The following is a 20,065-nucleotide window of genomic DNA, read 5'->3' as shown; positions in this document are numbered from 1 at the left end:
GATTATGACTATCAAAGAAAAACAGGACGAACTGATATCAGACTTCTCTTTCATGGAGAACTGGATGGATAAATACGAGCACATTATTCAACTGGGTAAGGAACTTCCGCTGATAGACGAAAAATATAAAACGCCCGATCACCTGATCAAAGGTTGTCAGTCGCAGGTATGGCTGCACACTGACATGCAGGACGGGAAACTGATCTTCACCGCCGACAGTGACGCTGTGATCACCAAAGGACTGGTAAGCCTGATGATCACCGTATTCTCAGGACACACGCCTAAAGAGATCGCGGAATCTGAAATATACTTTATCGACGCGATCGGATTGAGCAGTCACCTCTCTCCTACCCGTTCCAACGGGTTACTGAGTATGCTCAAGCAGGTCAAATTATACGCAGTTGCCTATGAGGCAAAATCTCAATCACAAAAAAACGGCAAAGAGCTATGAGTGAAAATACATTGACACTACGCGACAGGATTGAAGAGGTGCTGCGCACAGTATATGATCCGGAAATACCGGTGAATATCTTTGAGCTGGGCCTTGTATACGAAATCAGGATAGGCGATAATAACCGCGTTGCCATTACGATGACGCTGACAGCACCGGGGTGTCCGGTAGCAGGCGACATCATACGTGAAGTAGATGAGAAAGTGAGGGCTATTGAGGATGTATCTGATGTGGATGTAACCCTGACCTTCGATCCACCCTGGAATAAAGATATGATGAGCGAGGAAGCTAAACTGGAATTGGGCTTCATGTAATTAGTGTAAGAAATTCTACAAAAGCCGGTGTTGTCGTAACAATACCGGCTTTTTTATGCTGATAACGGCCGTTGATAATCACCTGTCCCCTATTTTCCCCGCTTCTGCTAAACATTCCTACTGGTCGGGTTGTTATAAGGTTTCACTACCTTTACCTTTATTACCTTATAAAACTCAGTTATGTTCGAACAATTAACGCAACTCATTCAGCAGAGCGGTCTGCAATCTGTCATCAACAATCCCGAAGTACCTAACGAGCACAATGACGCTGTGATCGCTGAAGCACAAAATTCAATCCTCTCCACTTTCAGTCAGCTGAATGCGAATGGTGAAACACAACAGGTAAATGAAGCACTCGAATCTGCTGATCATCCGGTTACGCAGAACATCCAGCAGAACTTTGCCGGCAACATCATGGAAAAGTTTGGCATCAATAGTGCTACTGCTACAAGCATTGCTGCAACCTTAATCCCGACAGTGCTGAACGCTATCAAAGGTGGTGGCGGTGCATCCGGTGCCAGTGGTGGTTTCAACATCCAGGACATTTTATCTTCCCTGGGCGGTAACAGTGGTTTTGGCAGCGGCAATATCCAGAGCTCCATCAATAACATTGGCGGTAAACTGGGACTGGACAAAGATGGAGACGGCGACGTCGATCTGAACGATATTACAAAGATGTTCAGGTAATTATCAGATGGAATTTTCTCACCATTCCAATCCATAATTATGAGCAAAAAACAATTGAGCATTACTATCCTCTGCATGGCATTTGCGGCCATGGTAGCCTGTAAGGCGAAACCCAGCGACACGCAGATCCAGGCAAAAGTTTCGGAACAACTCAGCACCATGCCGGAAGTGACGGCTGACGTTAAAAACGGTGTGGTTACCCTGGCTGGTAATGTAGCTGATGACGCTACCAAAGCTTCCGCTGAAGCGACGGTCAAATCCACTGAAGGTGTAAAAAGCGTCGTTAACAACATTATGGTGACGCCTGCTGCTCCGCCCCAGGCGCCAGCAGCTGACACTGCCACCACCGCCACCACTAATCCTGCTGATGATGCGCTCCGTACCGGTGTTGCGAACATCTCTAAAGATTTCCCCGGTGCTGACGTCAAAGTCGATGCAGGCGTTATCACGGTGACGGGCCAACTCTCAGCCCCTAAATGGAAGACGCTGAAACAGGCATTGGATGCTTTACATCCGAAGAAAGTAGATGCTTCAGGTCTTAATGTAAAATAACCTTCTAAATCACTGTTTATGTCATTACAGGACAAATACAAGGAACTGATAGACACCGCTAAATCTGCGGGGACCAGTAATCTCCAGGTGAATGAACAGGAAGGCGTGTTACACATTAGTGGCGAGGCGCCTAGTGGTGCTGTAAAGGACAATCTGTGGAATATCTACGGAAAGATTGATCCTAATTTCCTCAGCGGCGATGTTGTCATGGATATCAAAGTGGCGACGGCTGTTGAAGGGGCGAAACTCGAAGTTGTGACTCAATCGTCGAATCTCAATGTGCGGAAGGGACCGGGGATAGATCAGCCGATTGTTGGCAAGGCCGCGCATGCGGAGACTGTTACACTGGTGAGTAAGCATAGTGATGAATGGTGGCTGATCCGTACTAAAGACGGCGAGGAGGGGTATGCGCATGCGCAGTATCTCCGGCCGGTTGAATGATAATTACTTATTTTCTTTTGGGAGACGAATGGCGTAAGCTGTTCGTCTTTTTTTTGTTTTGCTTGATTTGAGCGAGTGATTTAAGCGAATGATTGGTGTTTGTGGGAGAGTCGCGATTCGGTTTCAGTAAGGGACTACGGGCTGTACCCCTTTTCGAGACTTGCTATTGAGCTTTATCAAGCATAGGGGCTTGGGAATGCTATTAAACCCCTGTCAATCGTATAGGGCTCTGAAACCTTCCGCTGTTCAGGAGTGTAGGCTTAATAAGGGAGTCCTGCCGATTTATGTGAATTGATTGTAGCGCTTCTTTTAAGAATTATTTGGCTTCCCGCAGGATGAAGCCGTTTGCCTGCTTCTGCAAAGTATATTTGATAGTATGCTTGCCGCCAGAGGGCTTGCTGTCGATGTCGCCTTCTTTATAAAGGGGATATTGACGCACGATCTCGTGTTGTTGAATATAAAAGGAGTCCCTGCCGCGGTATCCTTCTTTGTCGGGATTGTCGAAATCGCCGGAGAAGATGCGGACGGGCTTGTTGTTGATATAAGTGATGCCATAGACACTGCCAGTTGCATCGGTGCCGGCGGCGGCGGTGAACAGGTAGACTTCAGGGTTTCTATCATTATTGAGATCTTCTACTGTGGCTTTCTGTAGCATTCCTTTCACATCCCTGATCACAGTACTATCTGCTTTTGATGAATCGCCTTTAAGATTTGTAGCTGCGATCGTTATTGTACGGAGTGACCCATCGCCTTTGGAGACGATAGCATATTTGTAATTCTTAAACCGGATCGTGTTAGAGACCGGTTCCGTTCCTCCCTTCACAACATTCGACTGCTCCTCTCCAGGCGCAGGAGCACTGCCGGCATTGGCGGTACCACCAGCTGCATTCTGACTGGGATTGTCGCTGGCACTCTGGGAAGCTCCTTCCTGTATACTGCGGGAAGAGTCTGCCATCTCCTTCTTACTTTTTAGGGGCGAATTGCACGCGATGCCAAAAATCAGCAGGAAATAAATGATGGGTCTCATGCTTTCTCTTTTTAAATTTTCTTAGGATGAATTTAAATCTGCGCTGGATGAATTTTAAATATCTCATAACATTTACCTGCTAAAACGAAACAAGGAACATGCCGAACAAAAGGATGAAGGTGTATGATGGGGATGTGGAGTACGGGGTACAGGGTATATGTGCGCCCGAGATGTTAAACAGATGATAAATTTTTACCGTTCGTCCTATCGGGGTTTGCTTTAGCAAGCATCGTTTTTTATCTTTGGACCTTCAACTTACGTGCGCGCCTTATTATGGTAAAAACAGAGAAGCATATATTCCGCAGGTTTTTACTGTACATCATGCTGATATCCGGCCTGATGACAGGGCATCCAGCTATTTTACAGGCCAGATCACCATTGAAGGCGGGTAAGACCGTTTGCGTTGAGCGCCTCTTCGATCATGAAAAGATCCAACTTCCGTATATTGACAACGGTAATAACCAGGTAGAAGAGGAGAATGATCTGCAACCCGTTCTGGCTACCAAAAAAGTGCCGCGGAAGAAACGGTATTATATCAATAGTACCTATCAGTCTTCCAGTTATACTACCCGCTTACAGCAATTCCAATATAACCACGAATTTTATATACCTGTCAGAGAAAACAAGACCGGCGTGTATACCCAGCAACATGCCTTTCTGCCGGCCTATTATAGTTTCCTGTCGAGGTATACCCCCTTCTGAATAGTTTAACAGTAGCGGTTATTTAAGCAGTTTAAGCCTGAGCTGTTTAAGCTACTTAGCTCCATAGTCACACCCGTTTTTTTACATACAACATGTGGCAGCAAGCGCTGACGGTAGTTTATTGTCCGTTAGCCGCTGTTGCATGTATCTAACAAAAAAGGACCGTATATGTACGGCCCTGTTAAACTATTCACACCTATCATGCGAACGTTTTCAAAGATTTATATACTGGCAATGAGCATTGCCCTGGGCGGATGTATCACCCGGGGAGAAAAAATCAGCGATCAGAATGAATTACAGACATTTCCTGTTGTGCAACTCTCCCTTTGTGATACGGTACTGCACCGGAATTATGTGGCGGATATAGAAGCCGTACGCAACGTGGAGATCCGTGCCCGGGTGAATGGATTTCTCAATAAGATCTATGTGGATGAAGGACAACACGTGCAGCAGGGACAACTGCTTTTTACACTCAATGATGAAGAGTACCGTTCCGAGCTGGCAAAAGCGAAAGCAACCCTCAGTAGCGCTATTGCGGAGGCCAAAGGCTCACAACTGGAACTGACCCGCGTAGAGCTGCTGGTGGAGAAAAAAGTGATCGCCAAAAGTGAGCTGGAAGTGGCAAAAGCCAGACTGGCTGCCGCAGAAGCCAGGATCGAAGAGGCAAGGTCTGCCGAGAGTAATGCGCAGACCAGACTGTCTTATACGGTTATCCGTGCTCCTTTTGATGGTTACATCGACAGGATCCCCTCAAAGGCCGGAAGCCTCATCGGAGAAGGCGCCCTACTGACTTCTGTATCAGACATCAAGGAGGTGTATGCCTATTTTAATGTGTCTGAAACCGAATATCTACAGCATAAAAAAGTCAACGCCACTAAAGAACATCCGGAGGTACACCTGGTACTGGCGGATGGAACTGACTATCCCTATGCGGGAAAAGTAGAAACCATTGAAAGTGAATTTGAAGAAACAACCGGCTCTATTGCTTTCAGGGCCAGGTTCCCCAATCCGAAGGGCTTACTGAAACATGGGGCCAGCGGAAAAGTACAGCTGAGCAATGACCTGCAGGACGCTATGCTGCTTCCGCAGAAAGCGGTATTCGAGATGCAGGACAAGAATTATGTATTTATCCTGGATGCCTCCAACCAGGTAAAGATGAGAAACTTTAAGCCCGGCGCGCGCCTGGCCAACTGCTATGTAGTAGAGTCAGGTCTGAAGGCCGGCGATAGGGTTGTATACGAAGGTGTACGCAACCTGCGCGATGGTATGAGGATTATTCCGGCTCCTGTAACGCTCGACAGCATTAAAGGGCTGTAGGATTATGAGGGGGCGGGTCGCGAAGGCCCGCCGGTTTATAGTGCCCGGGGAGTGCAGGTCTGTGTTTTTGCAGGCTTGCTGACCAGTTTTTTCATCATTTATTACATTTTTATGTTTGATACCTTTATAAAGCGACCGGTGCTGTCGCTGGTCATTTCATTGATCATTGTGCTGCTTGGGTTGCTGGCTTTATTTACATTACCTGTTACACAATTTCCCGACATCGTTCCTCCTTCCGTAACGGTGACGGCCAAATATACCGGCGCCAATGCAGAAGTCTGTGCCAAAGCAGTGGCTACTCCGCTGGAACGCGCTATTAACGGTGTGCCTGGTATGACGTATATGTCGTCTGTATCCAGTAATAACGGTATGACCCTGATACAGGTATTCTTCCAGGTAGGTACTGATCCCGATCAGGCGGCCGTGAATGTACAGAACCGTGTGGCCACTATCATCGACGAATTACCTGAAGAGGTGATCAAGGCAGGTGTGACCACTGAAAAAGAGGTGAACAGTATGTTGTTATACCTCAACATTATGAGTGAAGACAGCACACTGAATGAACAGTTCATCTATAATTTCGCCGACATTAACGTATTGCAGGAGCTGAAAAGGATTGACGGGGTGGGCTTTGCAGAGATCATGGGTGCCAAGGAATACGCGATGCGCGTATGGCTGAAGCCCGACCGTATGCTGGCCTATCAGTTGTCGGCCGATGAAGTGATCAACGATATCCGCAAACAGAATATTGAGACGGCTCCTGGTAAGACAGGAGAAAGCGCGGATAACGATCCGCAGGTATTGCAATATGTGTTGCGGTACACGGGTAAATTCTTTGAACCATCACAATATGAAAATATTATCCTGAGAGCCAATCCGGATGGCTCTGTGCTGAAACTGAAAGATGTGGCAGATGTGACTTTCGGATCGCTGAGTTACGGCATGGTATCGAAGACAGATGGGAAACCGTCGGCATCCATTATGTTGAAGCAGCGACCCGGCTCCAATGCCCAGGAGGTGATCACGAACGTGAAAAAAAGGATGGCAGAGTTAAAAGCCACCTCTTTTCCGCCGGGGATGAGCTACAACTTTAACTATGATGTATCCCGCTTCCTGGATGCTTCTATTCATGAAGTATTGAGAACACTGGTGGAAGCTTTTTTACTGGTGTTTGTTGTTGTGTTCCTTTTCCTGCAGGATTTCAGGTCTACACTCATCCCGGCACTGGCCGTGCCTGTGGCCCTGATAGGTACATTGTGTTTTATGCAGATGCTGGGTTTCTCTATTAACCTGCTGACATTGTTTGCCCTGGTACTCGCCATTGGTATAGTGGTGGACAATGCGATTGTCGTCGTGGAGGCCGTCCACGTAAAAATGCAGGAAACACACCTGCCGCCTTTACAGGCTACGCTGGCGGCAATGAAGGAGATCAGTGGTGCGATCGTAGCTATTACGCTGGTGATGTCGGCGGTGTTCATTCCGGTGGCATTCCTTTCTGGTCCGGTGGGGGTATTTTACCGGCAGTTCTCGCTGACGCTAGCCATTGCAATTGTGATATCGGGTATCAATGCGGTGACGCTTACGCCTGCGCTTTGCGCCATTATGCTGCGCCATACGCATGATGCCGGTAAGCCACGGAATATGCTGCAGCGCTTCTTTGACAAGTTCAATTACAGATACAATAAGACAGAACGCGGCTATCAGCGGCTGATCGGGTATATAGCAGGCAGGCGGATGATCACGATCCTGCTGCTGATCATATTCTTTGTGGCCACCTGGGGAGCGAGTGCGGTATTGCCAGGAGGTTTCATTCCTTCGGAAGATCAGGGGATGATCTATGTAAACGTGACTACGCCCGCAGGGGCTACAGTCGCACGTACAGAGGCAGTGTTGGATGAAGTACAGAAGATAGCAGCACAACTGGAGGAAGCAGAGTCGGTTTCCACACTGGCGGGCTTTAGCCTGGTGAATGATGTGGCAGGCGCCTCTTATGGCATGGGAATGATCAACCTGAAACCCTGGGAGGAAAGGAAACGTTCTGTGAAGGAGATCATTGCTGCGCTGGAGAGGGACTGTAAGATCATTGCGGATGCCAGTATCGAATTCTTCCCTCCTCCTACCGTACCGGGCTTTGGTAACTCCAGCGGGTTTGAATTGCGCGTACTGGACAAGACAGGCGCTGGCGACCTGCAGCAGACGGCACATGTGACCAACCAGTTCATCAATGCGCTGAAACAACGTCCGGAAATAGGAAGTGCTTTCACCAGTTTCGATCCTGAGTTCCCTCAGTATATGATACACGTAGATCAGGCTATGGCTGCCCAAAAAGGCGTTAGTATCGACAATGCAATGTCGACCCTTCAAACACTACTCGGCAGCTTCTATGCGTCTAATTTCATCCGTTTTGGACAGATGTATAAAGTGATGGTCCAGGCTTCACCCCGCTATCGTACTAAACCGGAGGATGTCATGCATTTATATGTGAAGAATGATGCGGGAGAAATGGTGCCCTTTTCCAATTTCATCAGGATGGAACGTGTATACGGACCGGAACAGCTGACCCGGTATAACATGTATACCGCCGCCATGATCAATGGGGATGCGGCGCCAGGCTTCAGTAGTGGCGACGCGATTGATGCCATCAGTGAAGTGGCGAAGAAGTCTTTGCCCAGGGGGTATAGTTTTGAGTGGAGCGGGATGACGCGGGAGCAGATACTGTCAGGTAATCAGGCCATTTATATTTTCGGGCTCTGTCTACTGTTTGTGTACCTGCTGCTGGCCGCTCAGTATGAAAGTTTCCTGTTGCCGCTACCGGTGATCCTTTCCCTGCCTGCGGGGATATTCGGGGCATTCCTGACCCTGAAACTGGCCGGACTGGAAAACAATATTTATGCGCAGGTGGCGCTGGTGATGTTGATAGGATTGCTGGGCAAGAACGCCATCCTGATCGTAGAGTTTGCGATACAACGGAATAAACAGGGGCTGTCGATACTGGAAGCCGCCAAAGAAGGGGCGGTATCCCGTTTGCGACCTATCCTGATGACGTCTTTTGCCTTCATCGCAGGATTGATACCCCTTTGCGTAGCCAGTGGTGCGGGCGCTATGGGTAACCGCTCCATCGGGACAGCAGCTGCCGGGGGGATGCTGATAGGTACTATTTTCGGAGTGCTGATCATCCCTGGACTGTATGTGCTGTTTGCATCCATAGGTAAAAAGAAGGCAAAGCCGAAGAGCGCCAAACATGCGGTAGGTGCGCTGACGGTACTTGTGGTTGGATTGCTGACAGTGGGGCTGCAGGGATGTTATACGCCGGCAAAACTCACCTTACCAGCAGGGCCTGAAGCACCCGCTACATTTGGAGATACATCACGAACAGCTGATGAGCGTCCTTCAGACAGCAATACTATCGTTAGCAACGGTATAGATAGCAGTGGCATCGGGGCATTGTCTTACAAACAGTTCTTTACGGATACCCTGTTGCTGCAGTTGCTTGACTCCGCCCTGCTACATAACACAGATATGCTGATGGCCACCCAGCGGATGGAGACTGCCCGTGCACAATTAATGGCCGCCAGCCGTGCATGGCTGCCGGAGGTGAACGTTGCGCTCAGCGCAGGGATAGATCGTTGGGGCGACTATACCCTGAACGGCGTGGGTAATTATGATACCAATCTATCACCGAATATCAGCGATAAACAACGCATACCTGGACCTACACCTGATTACTTTGCAGGGCTGCGCAGCTCGTGGGAAATTGATCTCTGGGGAAAACTGCGCAGCCGCAAACAGGCCGCCTATATGCGTTTCCTGTCGAGTGAACAGGGACGCCGGCTGGTTACCACACAACTGGTATCACAAGTGGCAGGCATGTACTACCAGCTGATGGTACTGGACTATGAGCAGGAGGTCATCCAACGCAATATCGGGCTGCAGGAAACTGCGCTGGCTACTGTTCAGATACAACAGGAAGCCGGCAGGGCCACATTGCTGGCCGTTCAACAGTTCTCCGCCCAGTTGCTGAATACACGCAGCCTGGCATTGGGGCTTAAACAGCAATCGCTGGAACTCGAGAATCAGCTGAATGCCTTACTGGGGCGTTTTCCTCAATCTATCAGAAGAGATAGCTCACTGCTCGATGCTGCCTTGCCTCCGTTTGCGCAAACCGGCGTACCGGCTACCATGTTATCCCGCAGGCCAGATATTCAACAGGCAGCCCTGGAACTGGAAGCGGCCAAAGCAGACGTAAAGGCAGCACGGGCGGCATTCCTGCCTTCCCTGAACATTACGCCATATGTGGGATTCAACTCGTTTAATGCCGGCCTGCTGTTTAATACGCCTGCCTCCGTGGCTTATGGCGTATTGGGAGGAATCACTGCTCCCCTGCTCAATAAAAAACAGCTAGAGTCGCAGTACAACATTACAACAGCGGCGGGCATGTCGGCTTTCTATCAATACCGTCAGATGATCATCAACGGATACCAGGAAGTGATCACTGCCCTGGGACAACTGCAGAACAGTCAGGAGGCCTATGCCTTAAAATCGGCGGAGGTACAGATGCTAAAGGATGGTGTGTCTACTGCTAATGATCTCTATGCTACCGGCTATGCCAATTACCTGGAAGTGATCACCGCCCAGAAAAGCGTATTGGAAGCTGAACTGGCGCTGGCAGGCAATAAAAAGGATCTTTTCCTGGGAACGATTACACTATACCGCGCGCTGGGCGGTGGGCAACAATAACATTGTCCATTATACAGTCGACTGTTGTACGGATGCAGGGATATACGAATATCCCGAGGGGTATTCATACGTCCCTGTGTCCGTATTTTTTTTGCCAAAAGTCCGGGCGGAACGATTTTTGAGGTTACGAAGATGTCAATTGTATTAGAAAGAATGATATTAATCGTAGATGATAAACCAGAGAACATCCTATCACTCAGGAAGATTTTAGAGCTGCACGATTTAGAGGTTGATACCGCATCTTCCGGCGAAGAAGCCCTAAAGAAGATCCTACGGAACAACTATGCGCTGATCATACTGGATGTACAGATGCCCAGTATGGACGGTTTCGAGGTGGCAGAGACAATCTCCGGCTACAGCAAAGCGAAAGACGTACCCATCCTGTTCTTGTCGGCTGTCAACACAGATAAAAAATTCATTGCGAAAGGATATGCGTCCGGAGGACTGGACTACATTACCAAACCTGTTGATCCGGACATCCTGCTGATGAAGGTAAAAACCTTTATCAGGCTTTATGAACAAAACAGGCAGCTGCAGGAGATGCATGCCTCCCTGCAGAAAGAAGTGGAAGTACGTAAAAATGCGCAGGCCGCATTAAATGCCAAAGTGCAGGAACAACACTCCATACTGGAATCGCTGCCCCAGGTAGCATTTACTGCCGGTGCAGATGGCTTCATTGAATATGCCAACCGTCACTGGTTCCAATACTCTCCTTCCCTGGCGCAGTTTCCGCTCACCTTCGATCACGAACATCAGCAGATGCCTGTATGGGAGAATGCTATGAAGGCAGGCCAGCCCCTGGAAAAGGAGGTCTATCTCCATGACCGGCAGCATAATTATTACCGTTGTCACCTGCTGAGGGCTATTCCCCTGGAAGAAGGCGGACGCATCGTCAAATGGGTAGGTACCTTTACAGATATTGCCCATCAGAAACAGGCCAACGAGATACTGGAACAACGAGTGGTGGAACGTACACGCGAACTACAGGAAATGAACGAGGCACTGGAAGCCAGTAATCACGAGTTACAGCAGTTCGCCTCTGTAGCATCGCACGACCTCAAGGAGCCGCTGCGTAAGATCCAGTTGTTTGGTACCATTCTGCGGGATCGTCATCTGGGCTCCAATACGGAAGCACTGCAATATATGCAGCGCATTGTCAGCTCGTCAGAACGTATGACCCGTCTGATCAATGACCTGCTACAGTATTCAAGACTATCCGCAGATGTTCCTTTTGAGGAAGTGGACATCAATGCTATCATCCGGGAGATACTGGCCGACCTGGAGCTCTCCGTCAGGGATGCCTGTGCAGAGATAACCACAAGCGCCTTTCCTATCGTGGAAGCTATTCCCGGTCAGATCAGGCAGGCATTGCAGAACATCATCAGTAATGCATTAAAATTCACACGGCCCGGTGTGGCGCCCTGTATTCATATTCATGCAGAACGGGTACAGGAAAAGGAATTCCATAGCCCGACAGCTGACGACGGACCTTATTGCAGGATCACTATCAATGACAACGGGATCGGATTTAATGAGGTGTACCTGCCAAAGATCTTTACACTGTTTCAACGACTGCATGGCACGGAGGTATACGACGGAACCGGTATAGGACTAGCCATTGCCAAGAAGGTGATAGAACGGCACCAGGGGATTATCAGGGCCACCAGCAAGGAGAATGAGGGCGCTACCTTTATCATGGTATTACCTGTAGAACAGCCGAACTAGGCCGGGAGGTTTTTCAGGTCTTTTACAAAATCGATCATCTCCCGGAGGTTTAATACTTTATTCACCGTAACCGTTTTAATAGCGTACTTCGGCATAAAAGGCGCTTCTGCGGTCTCAGGGTCCTGCACAGCGGTAAAACCGTCTAACGCATGCACCATCTGTAAGCCCTCTGCTCCATCCATATTAGCTCCTGACAGCAACAGACAATATAAACGGCTGCCACATACTTCAGCGGCCGACATGAATGTCACATCAATACTGGGACGGCTGTAATGTACCTTCTCTGAGGCGTCCAATGTAAGAGAACCATCCGGCTCTATTAACAGGTGATAATCTGCCGGTGCCACGTATATACGGCCTGGCAACAGCATATCTTTGTCTTCTGCCTCCTTCACAAAAAGGCATGTTTTGGTAGCTAAAAGATCCGACAGCAGCGTTTCACTGTCGGCCTTGCGGTGCAGTACGATAATCATTGCCAGCGGCCAATCTGGTTGCAGTTCAGGTAATAGCTGCATCAGTATATCCAGGCTGCCTGCAGAGCCACCGATGACCAGCAGTGTGGGGAGAGATCTCATGATGTTATTTTTCGCCAGATCTTTTCTTTATGAGCGACGGGTTTAAATAAAGGTGCTACAGTCGTAAAGCGTAATGTTTCTTTTGCGCCCAGGGCTAGGAAGCCCAGTTGTTCCAGGCTGTCGCTGAACAGGTGCAGGACTTTATCCTGCAGGTCCTTATTGAAGTAAATCAGTACATTCCGGCAAATGATCAGCTGGAACTCATTGAACGAACGGTCAGTCACCAGGTTATGCGCAGCGAAGATGATCTTCTCTCTCAATATATCTGAGAACTTGGCGTGCTCATAATTAGCGGCATAATACCTGGAAAATTCCTGCTGTCCGCCCGACAACTGGTAATTCTGCGAATACTGCTGCATATACTGTAAGGGAAAGATCCCTTTACGGGCAGTTTCCAGCACACTTTCGTTAATGTCCGTGGCGTAAATGATGGATTTATGCAGCAGGTTGAGTTCATGCAGCAGGATAGCCACAGAATAGGCTTCCTCACCACTCGAACAGCCGGCGTGCCAGATGCGGATCAGCGGGTAGGTGGCCAGCACCGGGAGGACCTGTTTGCGAAGCTCCTGGAAGAAACCAGGGTCCCGGAACATCTCCGTCACATTTACCGTGATCTGTTCCATCAGATGAACCAGGTAGCCAGGATCTGTTTTGACCTTATACCTGAACTCAGCAAAACTGGGGAAACGGTCTGCAATATATACACGTTGTAACCTGCGCTTCACAGATGCGAATGAATAATCGGTAAAATCATATCCATATTGCTCCAGTAAGTCATTTAGCAGTAGTAAGACGTCCTCATCCTTCAAATGGCGCAGGTGATCCATCATTAAGTATTCATACTGTTTTGCAGTTGTAAGTTCGCAAAGTTTTCCGGCATTTCAATATCACATGTCAAACTCCCTTCATATTTCGGGATAACGTCAAACGTAATGCCAATAGCAGCTCAGCAATTAAAATCCAACGTAAATAGTACGCTACATTTTCTCTATTGTTATTACCTTTAGCATAGACCTTGTCATAATAAGATTCGTAAATATTTAAAGCGTTTATTCCGTACCTAGCCAATGCCAGTTTATGCCAATCTTTAGCACTAAAAGCCGTCTTTGCACGGCTCTGCTACTGGTAACGATCGTTGCCAGCGCCTTTCAACCGGTTTATAACGACAAAGGCAAGATGCGTTTGCGGGGTATCAGTTCTGCTACCAACAAAACAGTGATTACCTATCATGCGGACAAAACCATTGCGGAACTGCTTACTATTTACCAGACTGCGGAGAGCAGCTATAGCACTACCCGCATTCCTGTTTATAAAGATGGCAGGCTTATCAGCATATTCGTAACAGATGAGGAGTCTTCACAGGCGCCTGCGTTATTCTCTTCCTTTGAGTATTCCCCAAAGGGAAAGATCAGGAGGATCATCTATTACCTGGATGGAGCGGTACATGGATATGACTCGCTTGCTTATAACAATAATGGTCTGATCGTTGCACGTTATTTCTTTAACGATACACAGGATGGAGTAGCTTTCGAAAATAACAGTTGCCAGTTATTCAGATGGGACAATAAGGGCAACATTGTGAGGATAGAGAATATGGGGCGTGTGAACCGGAAACTACCGTTCACGTTAAGTTCTACAACGACTTATACGTACGACGATCATCCTAACGCACAGCAAAGCATCCCCTCTCTGTGTTACCTGACGGACATTACTGCAGAGAACATCTCTGCAAATAATATAGTAACTGAAACCATCACGGGCGCTGCTGGCGACAACAGTATCGTGAAACATTATTCATACACATACAATGCTGCAAGATATCCGTCAAGGATCACGGCCCGGTATGCGGTGAATGATGAAATGGTGGTGACAGATCTGGAGTGGGATTAACAAAACCGGTCATTATATTGGACATATTGTGCTGGAAATACGTGACTCCTGCGGAGCCAGTTATGTGATAGATTGATATTGCTTGCCATCAATATGATCATATAGCTGTCCGCGGGAGTCACGTATTCTTTTTTCAACGTTTACTGTTCTCCTTTCCGTTATTGTGGATAGAGGATCTGCGTAGCGCGAACATCACCGGAAGTAAAACCGGCCCAGTTCAGTACGAATGAATTCATCACAGAGTTGGCATCTACACTTGGTGTACCGGTGATGAATATACCCTGGGTCTGGTCGGTGTGATAAAAACCGATGGTGTGACCCAGTTCATGGGTGATGGCAAACAGTTTCTGGCTGGCAGGAAGACTGTTGAAGTTACTGTTGATCTCAACGCTTACACCTGGTCTGCCATTGGAAGTAGGCAGATAAGCGCGGGCGATCCAGTTGGCAGATTCAAAGCCCATAAATACCCTGGTGTATACACCTGATGCAGAGGTAATGATGGACATACCCAGTCTCGTACCGTTTACCGCATTCCAGTTGTTTACAGCACCCTGAATAGCTGTTCTCCAGGCAGCAGGTACTGCAGGATCAATGTACAGCCTTACATTTGTGTTGTAAGTGTTGCTTACCAGGTAAGCGCCTCTCCAATGCTCACCTGAAGGAATGCGGTCAGGATTTGCATCGTTGGCAACACGTTTTTCTACTTCTTCTTTTGAAATGATCACATCGCCATCGAGGATGAAGTTATCTCCCTTCAGAACGATCTTGTCCTTTTTGAATCCCTGTGTTTCCAGGTAGCTTACCAGTTTTTCAGTGTTGTCTTCAGATTTGACATCTGCAGTTACATTGTCTTTACTGCAGGCAAACAGAAACATTGACAGCGCGAGGAAAAGGAAATGAATTTGATGCACATAGATTGACTTGGTTTTCATACAAACGGGTTTTATTTTGAGGGTAAAAAAAAGAGCGCTACAGTGTAGGTTGAATTTACAATAAAAATACAATGCAAAAACAATTATTACTATCACTGCTAAACGTAGTCAGCCGCTGAAGATCTGTCCTGAAAACAAGACAGGACAAGCCTTTCAGACTTGTCCTGCTGCAAATATATGGCGGCGTTAGCAGTGCTTAATTAGCACCCTGCTGCTCTTTAATAAATGCATTTAATTTTTTACCGCTACCGGCTATCCATACAATATCTCCTTCTTCCAGGTACATATTTGACGCTGGATTCAGGATCCTTCTTCCCTTCCTTTCCACGCCCAGCACGATTCCGCGGGTGCGTTCCCGTATGCCCAACTCGCGGATGGTCTTGTTTGAGAGATGTGAATGCTTACCGATAAGGAACTGTTTCAAAGCAATTGGATCTGTGTCCAACGGCTGTGGTTCAGCATCTGCAGTCACTGGCTCAAGGAAACGGTTGAACTTTTCCAGTTGTTCATCGGTCCCGATTCCCGTGATAACATCACCAGGAAACAGGCGTTCATTTTTATCAGGTGCATAGATCTTCTGTCCGCTTCTGTTGATTAACGCAATATTAATCCCGAAGTTTTCGCGTAGCGCTAATTCCAACAAAGTTTTGCCTGCCACGGGCGACAAGGGCCGCACTTCAGCAACAGCCAGATGCGCATCCCAGGGAGCAAGAACAGACTTATTGATCCCTCCTACCTTGGCATCACGTGCATTGAAATTGGAGAAGAACCTTTCTTCTATGGTGGTATAGAAGGTCTGCACCCTATGCCGTAATACAAAGATCAGTACAACAATGGCCAACGTGACCATCAATGCAATAGAGGGAGAAAAGAACCTGTCCATAAAAAAGCCGATCAGGAACACGGCCAGCACTACTCTGGACAAACGCACTAACAACAAGGGACCACGGTACTTTTTTTGTTCCCATATATTGGCAGATGCCTTACTGCTGATATTCCTGAAAGCCAGTGCCCAGAGGAAGGGCATTAGTAGCGCCAGTGTGATCACTGCACTGGCTACACGGCCCCAGTTATAACCATTGATCTGGATCGTCACCAGTGGCAGCAGATAGTAGTAAGACAAGAGTGTGATAGCGAGTATGACCACTGCATAGATGGTCATATTGACAAAGTAAGACCTCAGTAATTGCTTCCAATCGCTTACTACAGATATCGTCTGCGCTGCAGCGCTGTACCGGTTTAAAGCCGTCTTCCAGCGATGAGGCAATACCGCTGCTATCTTCTCGTAAAACGGTGCAGACAGGCGGATCATGTATGGTGTGGTAAACGTAGTAACTGCTGATACTGCCACCGCAACGGGATAGAGGAAATCACTCGTCACTTTCAGTGAAAGCCCCAGCTGTGCGATAATAAAAGAGAACTCCCCTATCTGTGCAAGGCTCATCCCCGCTTGTACAGAAGTTTTGAGTGGCTGTCCGGAAAGCAGTGCGCCGGTACAGGTGCTGATCGTTTTACCTGCCAGTGTGACCAATGTAATAATTGCCACAGGACCGGCGTATTTTACCAGCATGGCAGGATCGATCAACATCCCTACAGAGATGAAGAACACAGCGCCAAAGAGCTCCTTTACAGGTTTTATCAGATGTTCTATCTTCTCTGCCTGCGTCGTTTCTGCCAGTATCGATCCCATAATAAAAGCGCCCAGTGCCGGAGAGAATCCCGCCTGTGTAGCCAGTACGACCATCAGCAGACAAAGACCTATTGCGGTCACCAGCAAGGTCTCTTCATTCATCAGCTTCTTTGTTTTCCGTAGTAGTGTGGGAATAAAAAAGATGCCTGTTACAAACCAGGCGATGAGAAAGAAGACAAGTTTGATGACAGAGCCCAGCATCTCGCCACCGGCAAACTGTTGGCTGACAGCCAGCGTGGAGAGGAGTACCAACAGTACAATCGCTACCAGGTCTTCCACTACAAGGATACCGAACACCAGTCCTGCAAACTGTTGTCCTTTGACACCCAGTTCTTCAAAGGCGCGGATAATGATCGTGGTGGAAGAAATAGATAAGATACCGCCGAGGAAGATGCTATCCATGGAAGACCATCCCATGAGTTGCCCGATGAGATAACCCAGCGCCAGCATAAATACTACTTCTACGATAGCGGTAATAGAAGATGAACCTCCTACTTTGATCAGTTTCTTAAAACTGAATTCCAGTCCGAGGCTAAACAAAAGGAATATGACGCCTATTTCAGACCATACCCTGATATTGGCTTCATCAGAAACTGTGGGGAACAAGGACACATGTTGTCCCACCAGGAGGCCGGCCACAATATATCCCAGCACCAATGGCTGCTTCAATTTCTTGAAGATCAATGTTGTAATAGCTGCCGCAATTAATATCAAAGCCAGGTCGGCAATCAAAGGTGGTAAATGTATCATCCGGTATTCCAGTTTTGAATGAGTTAATGATAATAACAGAGAAGCGCCTACGGATGTTAAATCGTAGCGCCCGGTAACAAACAAGTGTATGCGTTGTAACTCACCAAAAAATGTGCTGGGGGAAAATCAGCGAGCGGATGATCGCCTGGAGATCGGGTAATAGGCGTACCGCCTGCACTTTACAGGAAAACAAATTGACTCCTGCCAGGAAATGTGCCCTGGCAGCAGTTGCGCCGTCGCGTGAATCTGTTTTAACGGAAGCGACGATGGATCGCTGTGGAGTAGAGATGATGGTTTCGGGGGAGGGAGGCATTCCGTAGCGCCTCAGCTCCCTGTCACATGACAATAACTGCAGAAACGGCCGGGTGGCGGAAGAGGCTGTGCTGGCTTTGTTGCATCCTGTTTTGGCTGCATTGACACTTCGTCCGCAGCAAAACAACATGATCAGCAGGCACAGATAAGAAAGACTCCGCATAGGGGGCAAAGATATTTCTTTATCCCCGTATTTTGTCGAGCAGATCGCTCAGTGTGGCGGCTTCTTCCTCTGTAATCCTTTCTGCCAGATCTTCATAAAAGGTGTCCATCAGTATATCCACGTCCGACAGGAGTTTCAGTCCCTGAGGTGTGATACTGATATCCATTTTCCGTCTGTTATGCGGACAGAGCCGGCGTTGCACATATTCCAGCTTCTCCAGTTTGTCCAGCAAACGGGTCACATCACTCGCCTTATCCAGCATAACATCTTTGATGTCGCCGGCTGATACAGGCTCCGGATGGCGCCCTTTTATGATCCGCAACGCGTTGTAATGTTGCGGCAACAATCCATGTTCTTTCAGGTTCGCTCCAAGGGCGTCACGCAGCCAGTTACCTGTAAATAACAGGTTAACTACGATCTTGTGATAGTCGTCCTTGAACTTGCGCTGATTAATAGCTTGTTCGATTCTCATATGCCAAAGATAAATAAAAATGAGTGTTGCAACATATTTGCGTTAATGTATTCTTTTAACAGCCTGTGGATATTTAAAATATATGCTATTGTTATATTTGTAAAGCATCTTATCTGTGTTGTCTCACCCCTTACCTGTTTTTCAATAAACCTGCAAACAATATGTTTATGAATATTTTGACCAGCCCCTGGCCCTGGTATGTTGCCGGTCCGCTGATTGGCCTGATGGTCCCGCTACTATTGTTGCTGGGCAACCGTTCCTTTGGGATCTCTTCCAACCTCCGGCATATCTGCGCAGCCTGCCTGCCGGGTAAAATTCCTTTCTTTTCATATGACTGGAAGAGAGAATCCTGGAACCTCTTTTTTGCCGGCGGCATTGTGATTGGTGGCCTGATAGCCGGTACTTTACTACCCAATACAGGACCATCGTCCATACACCCTCAATTAGCGGCTGAAATGGCAGGATATGGCGTTACCTATGCGCACGCACCCCTTCCCGCTGAATTGTTTAACTGGCCTGCCCTGTTTACGCTGAAAGGCTTTCTGCTGATGATTGCTGGCGGCTTCCTGGTAGGCTTTGGCACCCGTTATGCAGGCGGTTGTACCTCAGGACACGCCATTATGGGTCTTTCCACCTTACAGTGGCCTTCCCTGGTGGCTACCTGCTGTTTTATGGCAGGAGGTTTTATCATGGCCAACCTGGTATTGCCTTTTATCCTTCATCTTTAAACAAGTTTTGTATGTCATTACCTTCCAATACAGATTTTGAGGTAGAAAGCCCCGATATATCCGCTGATACTACTGCAAAAAAAGCACCATGGTGGCGTCAGCTGCAATACCTGGCCGCAGGCATCATTTTCGGTATTATCCTGATCAGGTCTGAAGTGATATCCTGGTTCAGGATACAGGAGATGTTCCGCTTACAGTCCTTCCATATGTATGGAGTGATAGGGTCTGCGGTGCTTATAGGAATTATTCCAGTGGCGATCATCAAGAAAACAGGTGCAAAAACTTTTTATGGAGAGCCTATCACTTTTCATCCCAGGTCTTTCAATAAAGGACAGATCTTCGGCGGATTGCTGTTCGGTTTTGGCTGGGCACTGACAGGCGCTTGTCCGGGACCATTATTTGCGCAGATAGGGGCAGGATTTACTGTAACACTGGCAACACTGGCCAGTTCAATACTGGGTACGTGGGTGTATGGACTGCTCAGAGATAAACTACCGCATTAGGACCGCATTCTTCTTTTCTGATTATTTTCTGCAATTGTGACTTCCTCCTTGAAACTACTTGTTTCAATAGGTGTAAAGACGACGCATTGCAATACTG

At 47.9% G+C, this 20,065-nt stretch carries 19 protein-coding genes; 12 read left to right on the top strand and 7 right to left on the bottom strand.

Features of this window, described 5'->3' with window-relative positions:
* Positions 1–4: 4 nt before the first annotated feature.
* From CLV42_RS17930 to CLV42_RS17910, 5 genes are all read left to right on the top strand, one after another.
* Positions 5–451: a SufE family protein gene (locus tag CLV42_RS17930; protein WP_106603305.1), complete on the top strand. Its 447-nt coding sequence runs from the start codon at positions 5–7 to the stop codon at positions 449–451.
* Positions 448–765, top strand: coding sequence for a DUF59 domain-containing protein (locus CLV42_RS17925; RefSeq protein WP_106603304.1), 318 nt, complete (start codon positions 448–450; stop codon positions 763–765). The genes CLV42_RS17930 and CLV42_RS17925 overlap by 4 nt, the downstream gene beginning before the upstream one ends.
* 180 nt (positions 766–945) lie before the next feature.
* Entirely contained in the window at positions 946–1,452 is a 507-nt protein-coding gene (locus tag CLV42_RS17920; RefSeq protein WP_106603303.1) for a hypothetical protein, read from the top strand.
* Positions 1,453–1,491: 39 nt separating this feature from the next.
* Positions 1,492–2,004 (top strand): BON domain-containing protein, encoded by a 513-nt coding sequence (locus CLV42_RS17915; protein WP_106603302.1) that lies wholly within the window; start codon positions 1,492–1,494, stop codon positions 2,002–2,004.
* A gap of 18 nt (positions 2,005–2,022) precedes the next feature.
* Entirely contained in the window at positions 2,023–2,445 is a 423-nt protein-coding gene (locus CLV42_RS17910; RefSeq protein WP_106603301.1) for an SH3 domain-containing protein, read from the top strand.
* 316 nt (positions 2,446–2,761) lie between these two features.
* On the opposite strand, the gene CLV42_RS17905 is transcribed toward CLV42_RS17910, so the two are convergent.
* Positions 2,762–3,472, bottom strand: coding sequence for a hypothetical protein (locus CLV42_RS17905; RefSeq protein WP_106603300.1), 711 nt, complete (start codon positions 3,470–3,472; stop codon positions 2,762–2,764).
* A 321-nt stretch (positions 3,473–3,793) separates the two neighbouring features.
* On the opposite strand from CLV42_RS17905, the gene CLV42_RS17900 reads away from it, so the two are divergent.
* The 4 genes from CLV42_RS17900 (at position 3,794) to CLV42_RS17885 (ending at position 11,953) form a co-directional block, all read left to right on the top strand.
* Positions 3,794–4,174, top strand: a complete 381-nt coding sequence (locus tag CLV42_RS17900) for a hypothetical protein (RefSeq protein ID WP_146154412.1) — start codon at positions 3,794–3,796, stop codon at positions 4,172–4,174.
* A 201-nt stretch (positions 4,175–4,375) separates the two neighbouring features.
* Entirely contained in the window at positions 4,376–5,491 is a 1,116-nt protein-coding gene (locus tag CLV42_RS17895; protein WP_106603540.1) for an efflux RND transporter periplasmic adaptor subunit, read from the top strand.
* A 111-nt stretch (positions 5,492–5,602) separates the two neighbouring features.
* On the top strand, positions 5,603–10,228 hold the full coding sequence (locus tag CLV42_RS17890; RefSeq protein WP_106603298.1) for an efflux RND transporter permease subunit: 4,626 nt from the start codon (positions 5,603–5,605) through the stop codon (positions 10,226–10,228).
* Between the two features lie 153 nt (positions 10,229–10,381).
* On the top strand, positions 10,382–11,953 hold the full coding sequence (locus CLV42_RS17885) for a response regulator (protein WP_106603297.1): 1,572 nt from the start codon (positions 10,382–10,384) through the stop codon (positions 11,951–11,953).
* Here CLV42_RS17885 and CLV42_RS17880 read toward each other — a convergent pair.
* Complete coding sequence (locus CLV42_RS17880; RefSeq protein WP_106603296.1) at positions 11,950–12,528, bottom strand: chemotaxis protein CheB; 579 nt, start codon at positions 12,526–12,528, stop codon at positions 11,950–11,952. The two genes, CLV42_RS17885 and CLV42_RS17880, sit on opposite strands and share 4 nt — an antisense overlap.
* Positions 12,525–13,358: a CheR family methyltransferase gene (locus tag CLV42_RS17875; RefSeq protein ID WP_106603295.1), complete on the bottom strand. Its 834-nt coding sequence runs from the start codon at positions 13,356–13,358 to the stop codon at positions 12,525–12,527. The genes CLV42_RS17880 and CLV42_RS17875 overlap by 4 nt, the downstream gene beginning before the upstream one ends.
* A 247-nt stretch (positions 13,359–13,605) precedes the next feature.
* Between CLV42_RS17875 and CLV42_RS17870 the strand changes: the two genes are divergently transcribed.
* On the top strand, positions 13,606–14,418 hold the full coding sequence (locus CLV42_RS17870) for a hypothetical protein (protein ID WP_146154411.1): 813 nt from the start codon (positions 13,606–13,608) through the stop codon (positions 14,416–14,418).
* Positions 14,419–14,576: 158 nt separating this feature from the next.
* Here CLV42_RS17870 and CLV42_RS17865 read toward each other — a convergent pair whose 3' ends face one another.
* From CLV42_RS17865 to CLV42_RS17855, 4 genes are all read right to left on the bottom strand, one after another.
* On the bottom strand, positions 14,577–15,350 hold the full coding sequence (locus CLV42_RS17865; protein ID WP_106603293.1) for a M57 family metalloprotease: 774 nt from the start codon (positions 15,348–15,350) through the stop codon (positions 14,577–14,579).
* 196 nt (positions 15,351–15,546) lie between these two features.
* Entirely contained in the window at positions 15,547–17,790 is a 2,244-nt protein-coding gene (locus CLV42_RS17860) for a cation:proton antiporter (RefSeq protein ID WP_106603292.1), read from the bottom strand.
* Between the two features lie 100 nt (positions 17,791–17,890).
* Positions 17,891–18,265 carry a hypothetical protein gene (locus tag CLV42_RS33710; RefSeq protein WP_146154410.1) on the bottom strand — a complete coding sequence of 125 codons (375 nt, stop codon included), beginning with the start codon at positions 18,263–18,265 and terminating at the stop codon, positions 17,891–17,893.
* Between the two features lie 19 nt (positions 18,266–18,284).
* Complete coding sequence (locus tag CLV42_RS17855) at positions 18,285–18,737, bottom strand: MarR family winged helix-turn-helix transcriptional regulator (RefSeq protein WP_106603291.1); 453 nt, start codon at positions 18,735–18,737, stop codon at positions 18,285–18,287.
* A 167-nt stretch (positions 18,738–18,904) separates the two neighbouring features.
* Between CLV42_RS17855 and CLV42_RS17850 the strand changes: the two genes are divergently transcribed.
* Both CLV42_RS17850 and CLV42_RS17845 read left to right on the top strand, forming a co-directional pair.
* Positions 18,905–19,465 carry a YeeE/YedE family protein gene (locus CLV42_RS17850; protein WP_106603290.1) on the top strand — a complete coding sequence of 187 codons (561 nt, stop codon included), beginning with the start codon at positions 18,905–18,907 and terminating at the stop codon, positions 19,463–19,465.
* Positions 19,466–19,476: 11 nt separating this feature from the next.
* Positions 19,477–19,968 (top strand): YeeE/YedE family protein, encoded by a 492-nt coding sequence (locus tag CLV42_RS17845; protein WP_106603289.1) that lies wholly within the window; start codon positions 19,477–19,479, stop codon positions 19,966–19,968.
* Positions 19,969–20,065 lie beyond the last annotated feature (97 nt).

Source organism: Chitinophaga ginsengisoli (assembly GCF_003014595.1).
GTDB classification, from domain to species: domain Bacteria; phylum Bacteroidota; class Bacteroidia; order Chitinophagales; family Chitinophagaceae; genus Chitinophaga; species Chitinophaga ginsengisoli.
This window is presented reverse-complemented; position numbering and strand designations above follow the sequence as displayed.

Excerpts from the sequence above, each read along its gene's own strand:
- CLV42_RS17930 (WP_106603305.1), top strand. The coding sequence starts at position 5 with ATGACTATCAAAGAAAAACAGGACGAACTGATATCAGACTTCTCTTTC.
- CLV42_RS17925 (WP_106603304.1), top strand. The coding sequence starts at position 448 with ATGAGTGAAAATACATTGACACTACGCGACAGGATTGAAGAGGTGCTG.
- CLV42_RS17920 (WP_106603303.1), top strand. The coding sequence starts at position 946 with ATGTTCGAACAATTAACGCAACTCATTCAGCAGAGCGGTCTGCAATCT.
- CLV42_RS17915 (WP_106603302.1), top strand. The coding sequence starts at position 1,492 with ATGAGCAAAAAACAATTGAGCATTACTATCCTCTGCATGGCATTTGCG.
- CLV42_RS17910 (WP_106603301.1), top strand. The coding sequence starts at position 2,023 with ATGTCATTACAGGACAAATACAAGGAACTGATAGACACCGCTAAATCT.
- CLV42_RS17905 (WP_106603300.1), bottom strand. The coding sequence starts at position 3,472 with ATGAGACCCATCATTTATTTCCTGCTGATTTTTGGCATCGCGTGCAAT.
- CLV42_RS17900 (WP_146154412.1), top strand. The coding sequence starts at position 3,794 with ATGCTGATATCCGGCCTGATGACAGGGCATCCAGCTATTTTACAGGCC.
- CLV42_RS17895 (WP_106603540.1), top strand. The coding sequence starts at position 4,376 with ATGCGAACGTTTTCAAAGATTTATATACTGGCAATGAGCATTGCCCTG.
- CLV42_RS17890 (WP_106603298.1), top strand. The coding sequence starts at position 5,603 with ATGTTTGATACCTTTATAAAGCGACCGGTGCTGTCGCTGGTCATTTCA.
- CLV42_RS17885 (WP_106603297.1), top strand. The coding sequence starts at position 10,382 with ATGATATTAATCGTAGATGATAAACCAGAGAACATCCTATCACTCAGG.
- CLV42_RS17880 (WP_106603296.1), bottom strand. The coding sequence starts at position 12,528 with ATGAGATCTCTCCCCACACTGCTGGTCATCGGTGGCTCTGCAGGCAGC.
- CLV42_RS17875 (WP_106603295.1), bottom strand. The coding sequence starts at position 13,358 with ATGATGGATCACCTGCGCCATTTGAAGGATGAGGACGTCTTACTACTG.
- CLV42_RS17870 (WP_146154411.1), top strand. The coding sequence starts at position 13,606 with ATGCCAATCTTTAGCACTAAAAGCCGTCTTTGCACGGCTCTGCTACTG.
- CLV42_RS17865 (WP_106603293.1), bottom strand. The coding sequence starts at position 15,350 with ATGAAAACCAAGTCAATCTATGTGCATCAAATTCATTTCCTTTTCCTC.
- CLV42_RS17860 (WP_106603292.1), bottom strand. The coding sequence starts at position 17,790 with ATGATACATTTACCACCTTTGATTGCCGACCTGGCTTTGATATTAATT.
- CLV42_RS33710 (WP_146154410.1), bottom strand. The coding sequence starts at position 18,265 with ATGCGGAGTCTTTCTTATCTGTGCCTGCTGATCATGTTGTTTTGCTGC.
- CLV42_RS17855 (WP_106603291.1), bottom strand. The coding sequence starts at position 18,737 with ATGAGAATCGAACAAGCTATTAATCAGCGCAAGTTCAAGGACGACTAT.
- CLV42_RS17850 (WP_106603290.1), top strand. The coding sequence starts at position 18,905 with ATGAATATTTTGACCAGCCCCTGGCCCTGGTATGTTGCCGGTCCGCTG.
- CLV42_RS17845 (WP_106603289.1), top strand. The coding sequence starts at position 19,477 with ATGTCATTACCTTCCAATACAGATTTTGAGGTAGAAAGCCCCGATATA.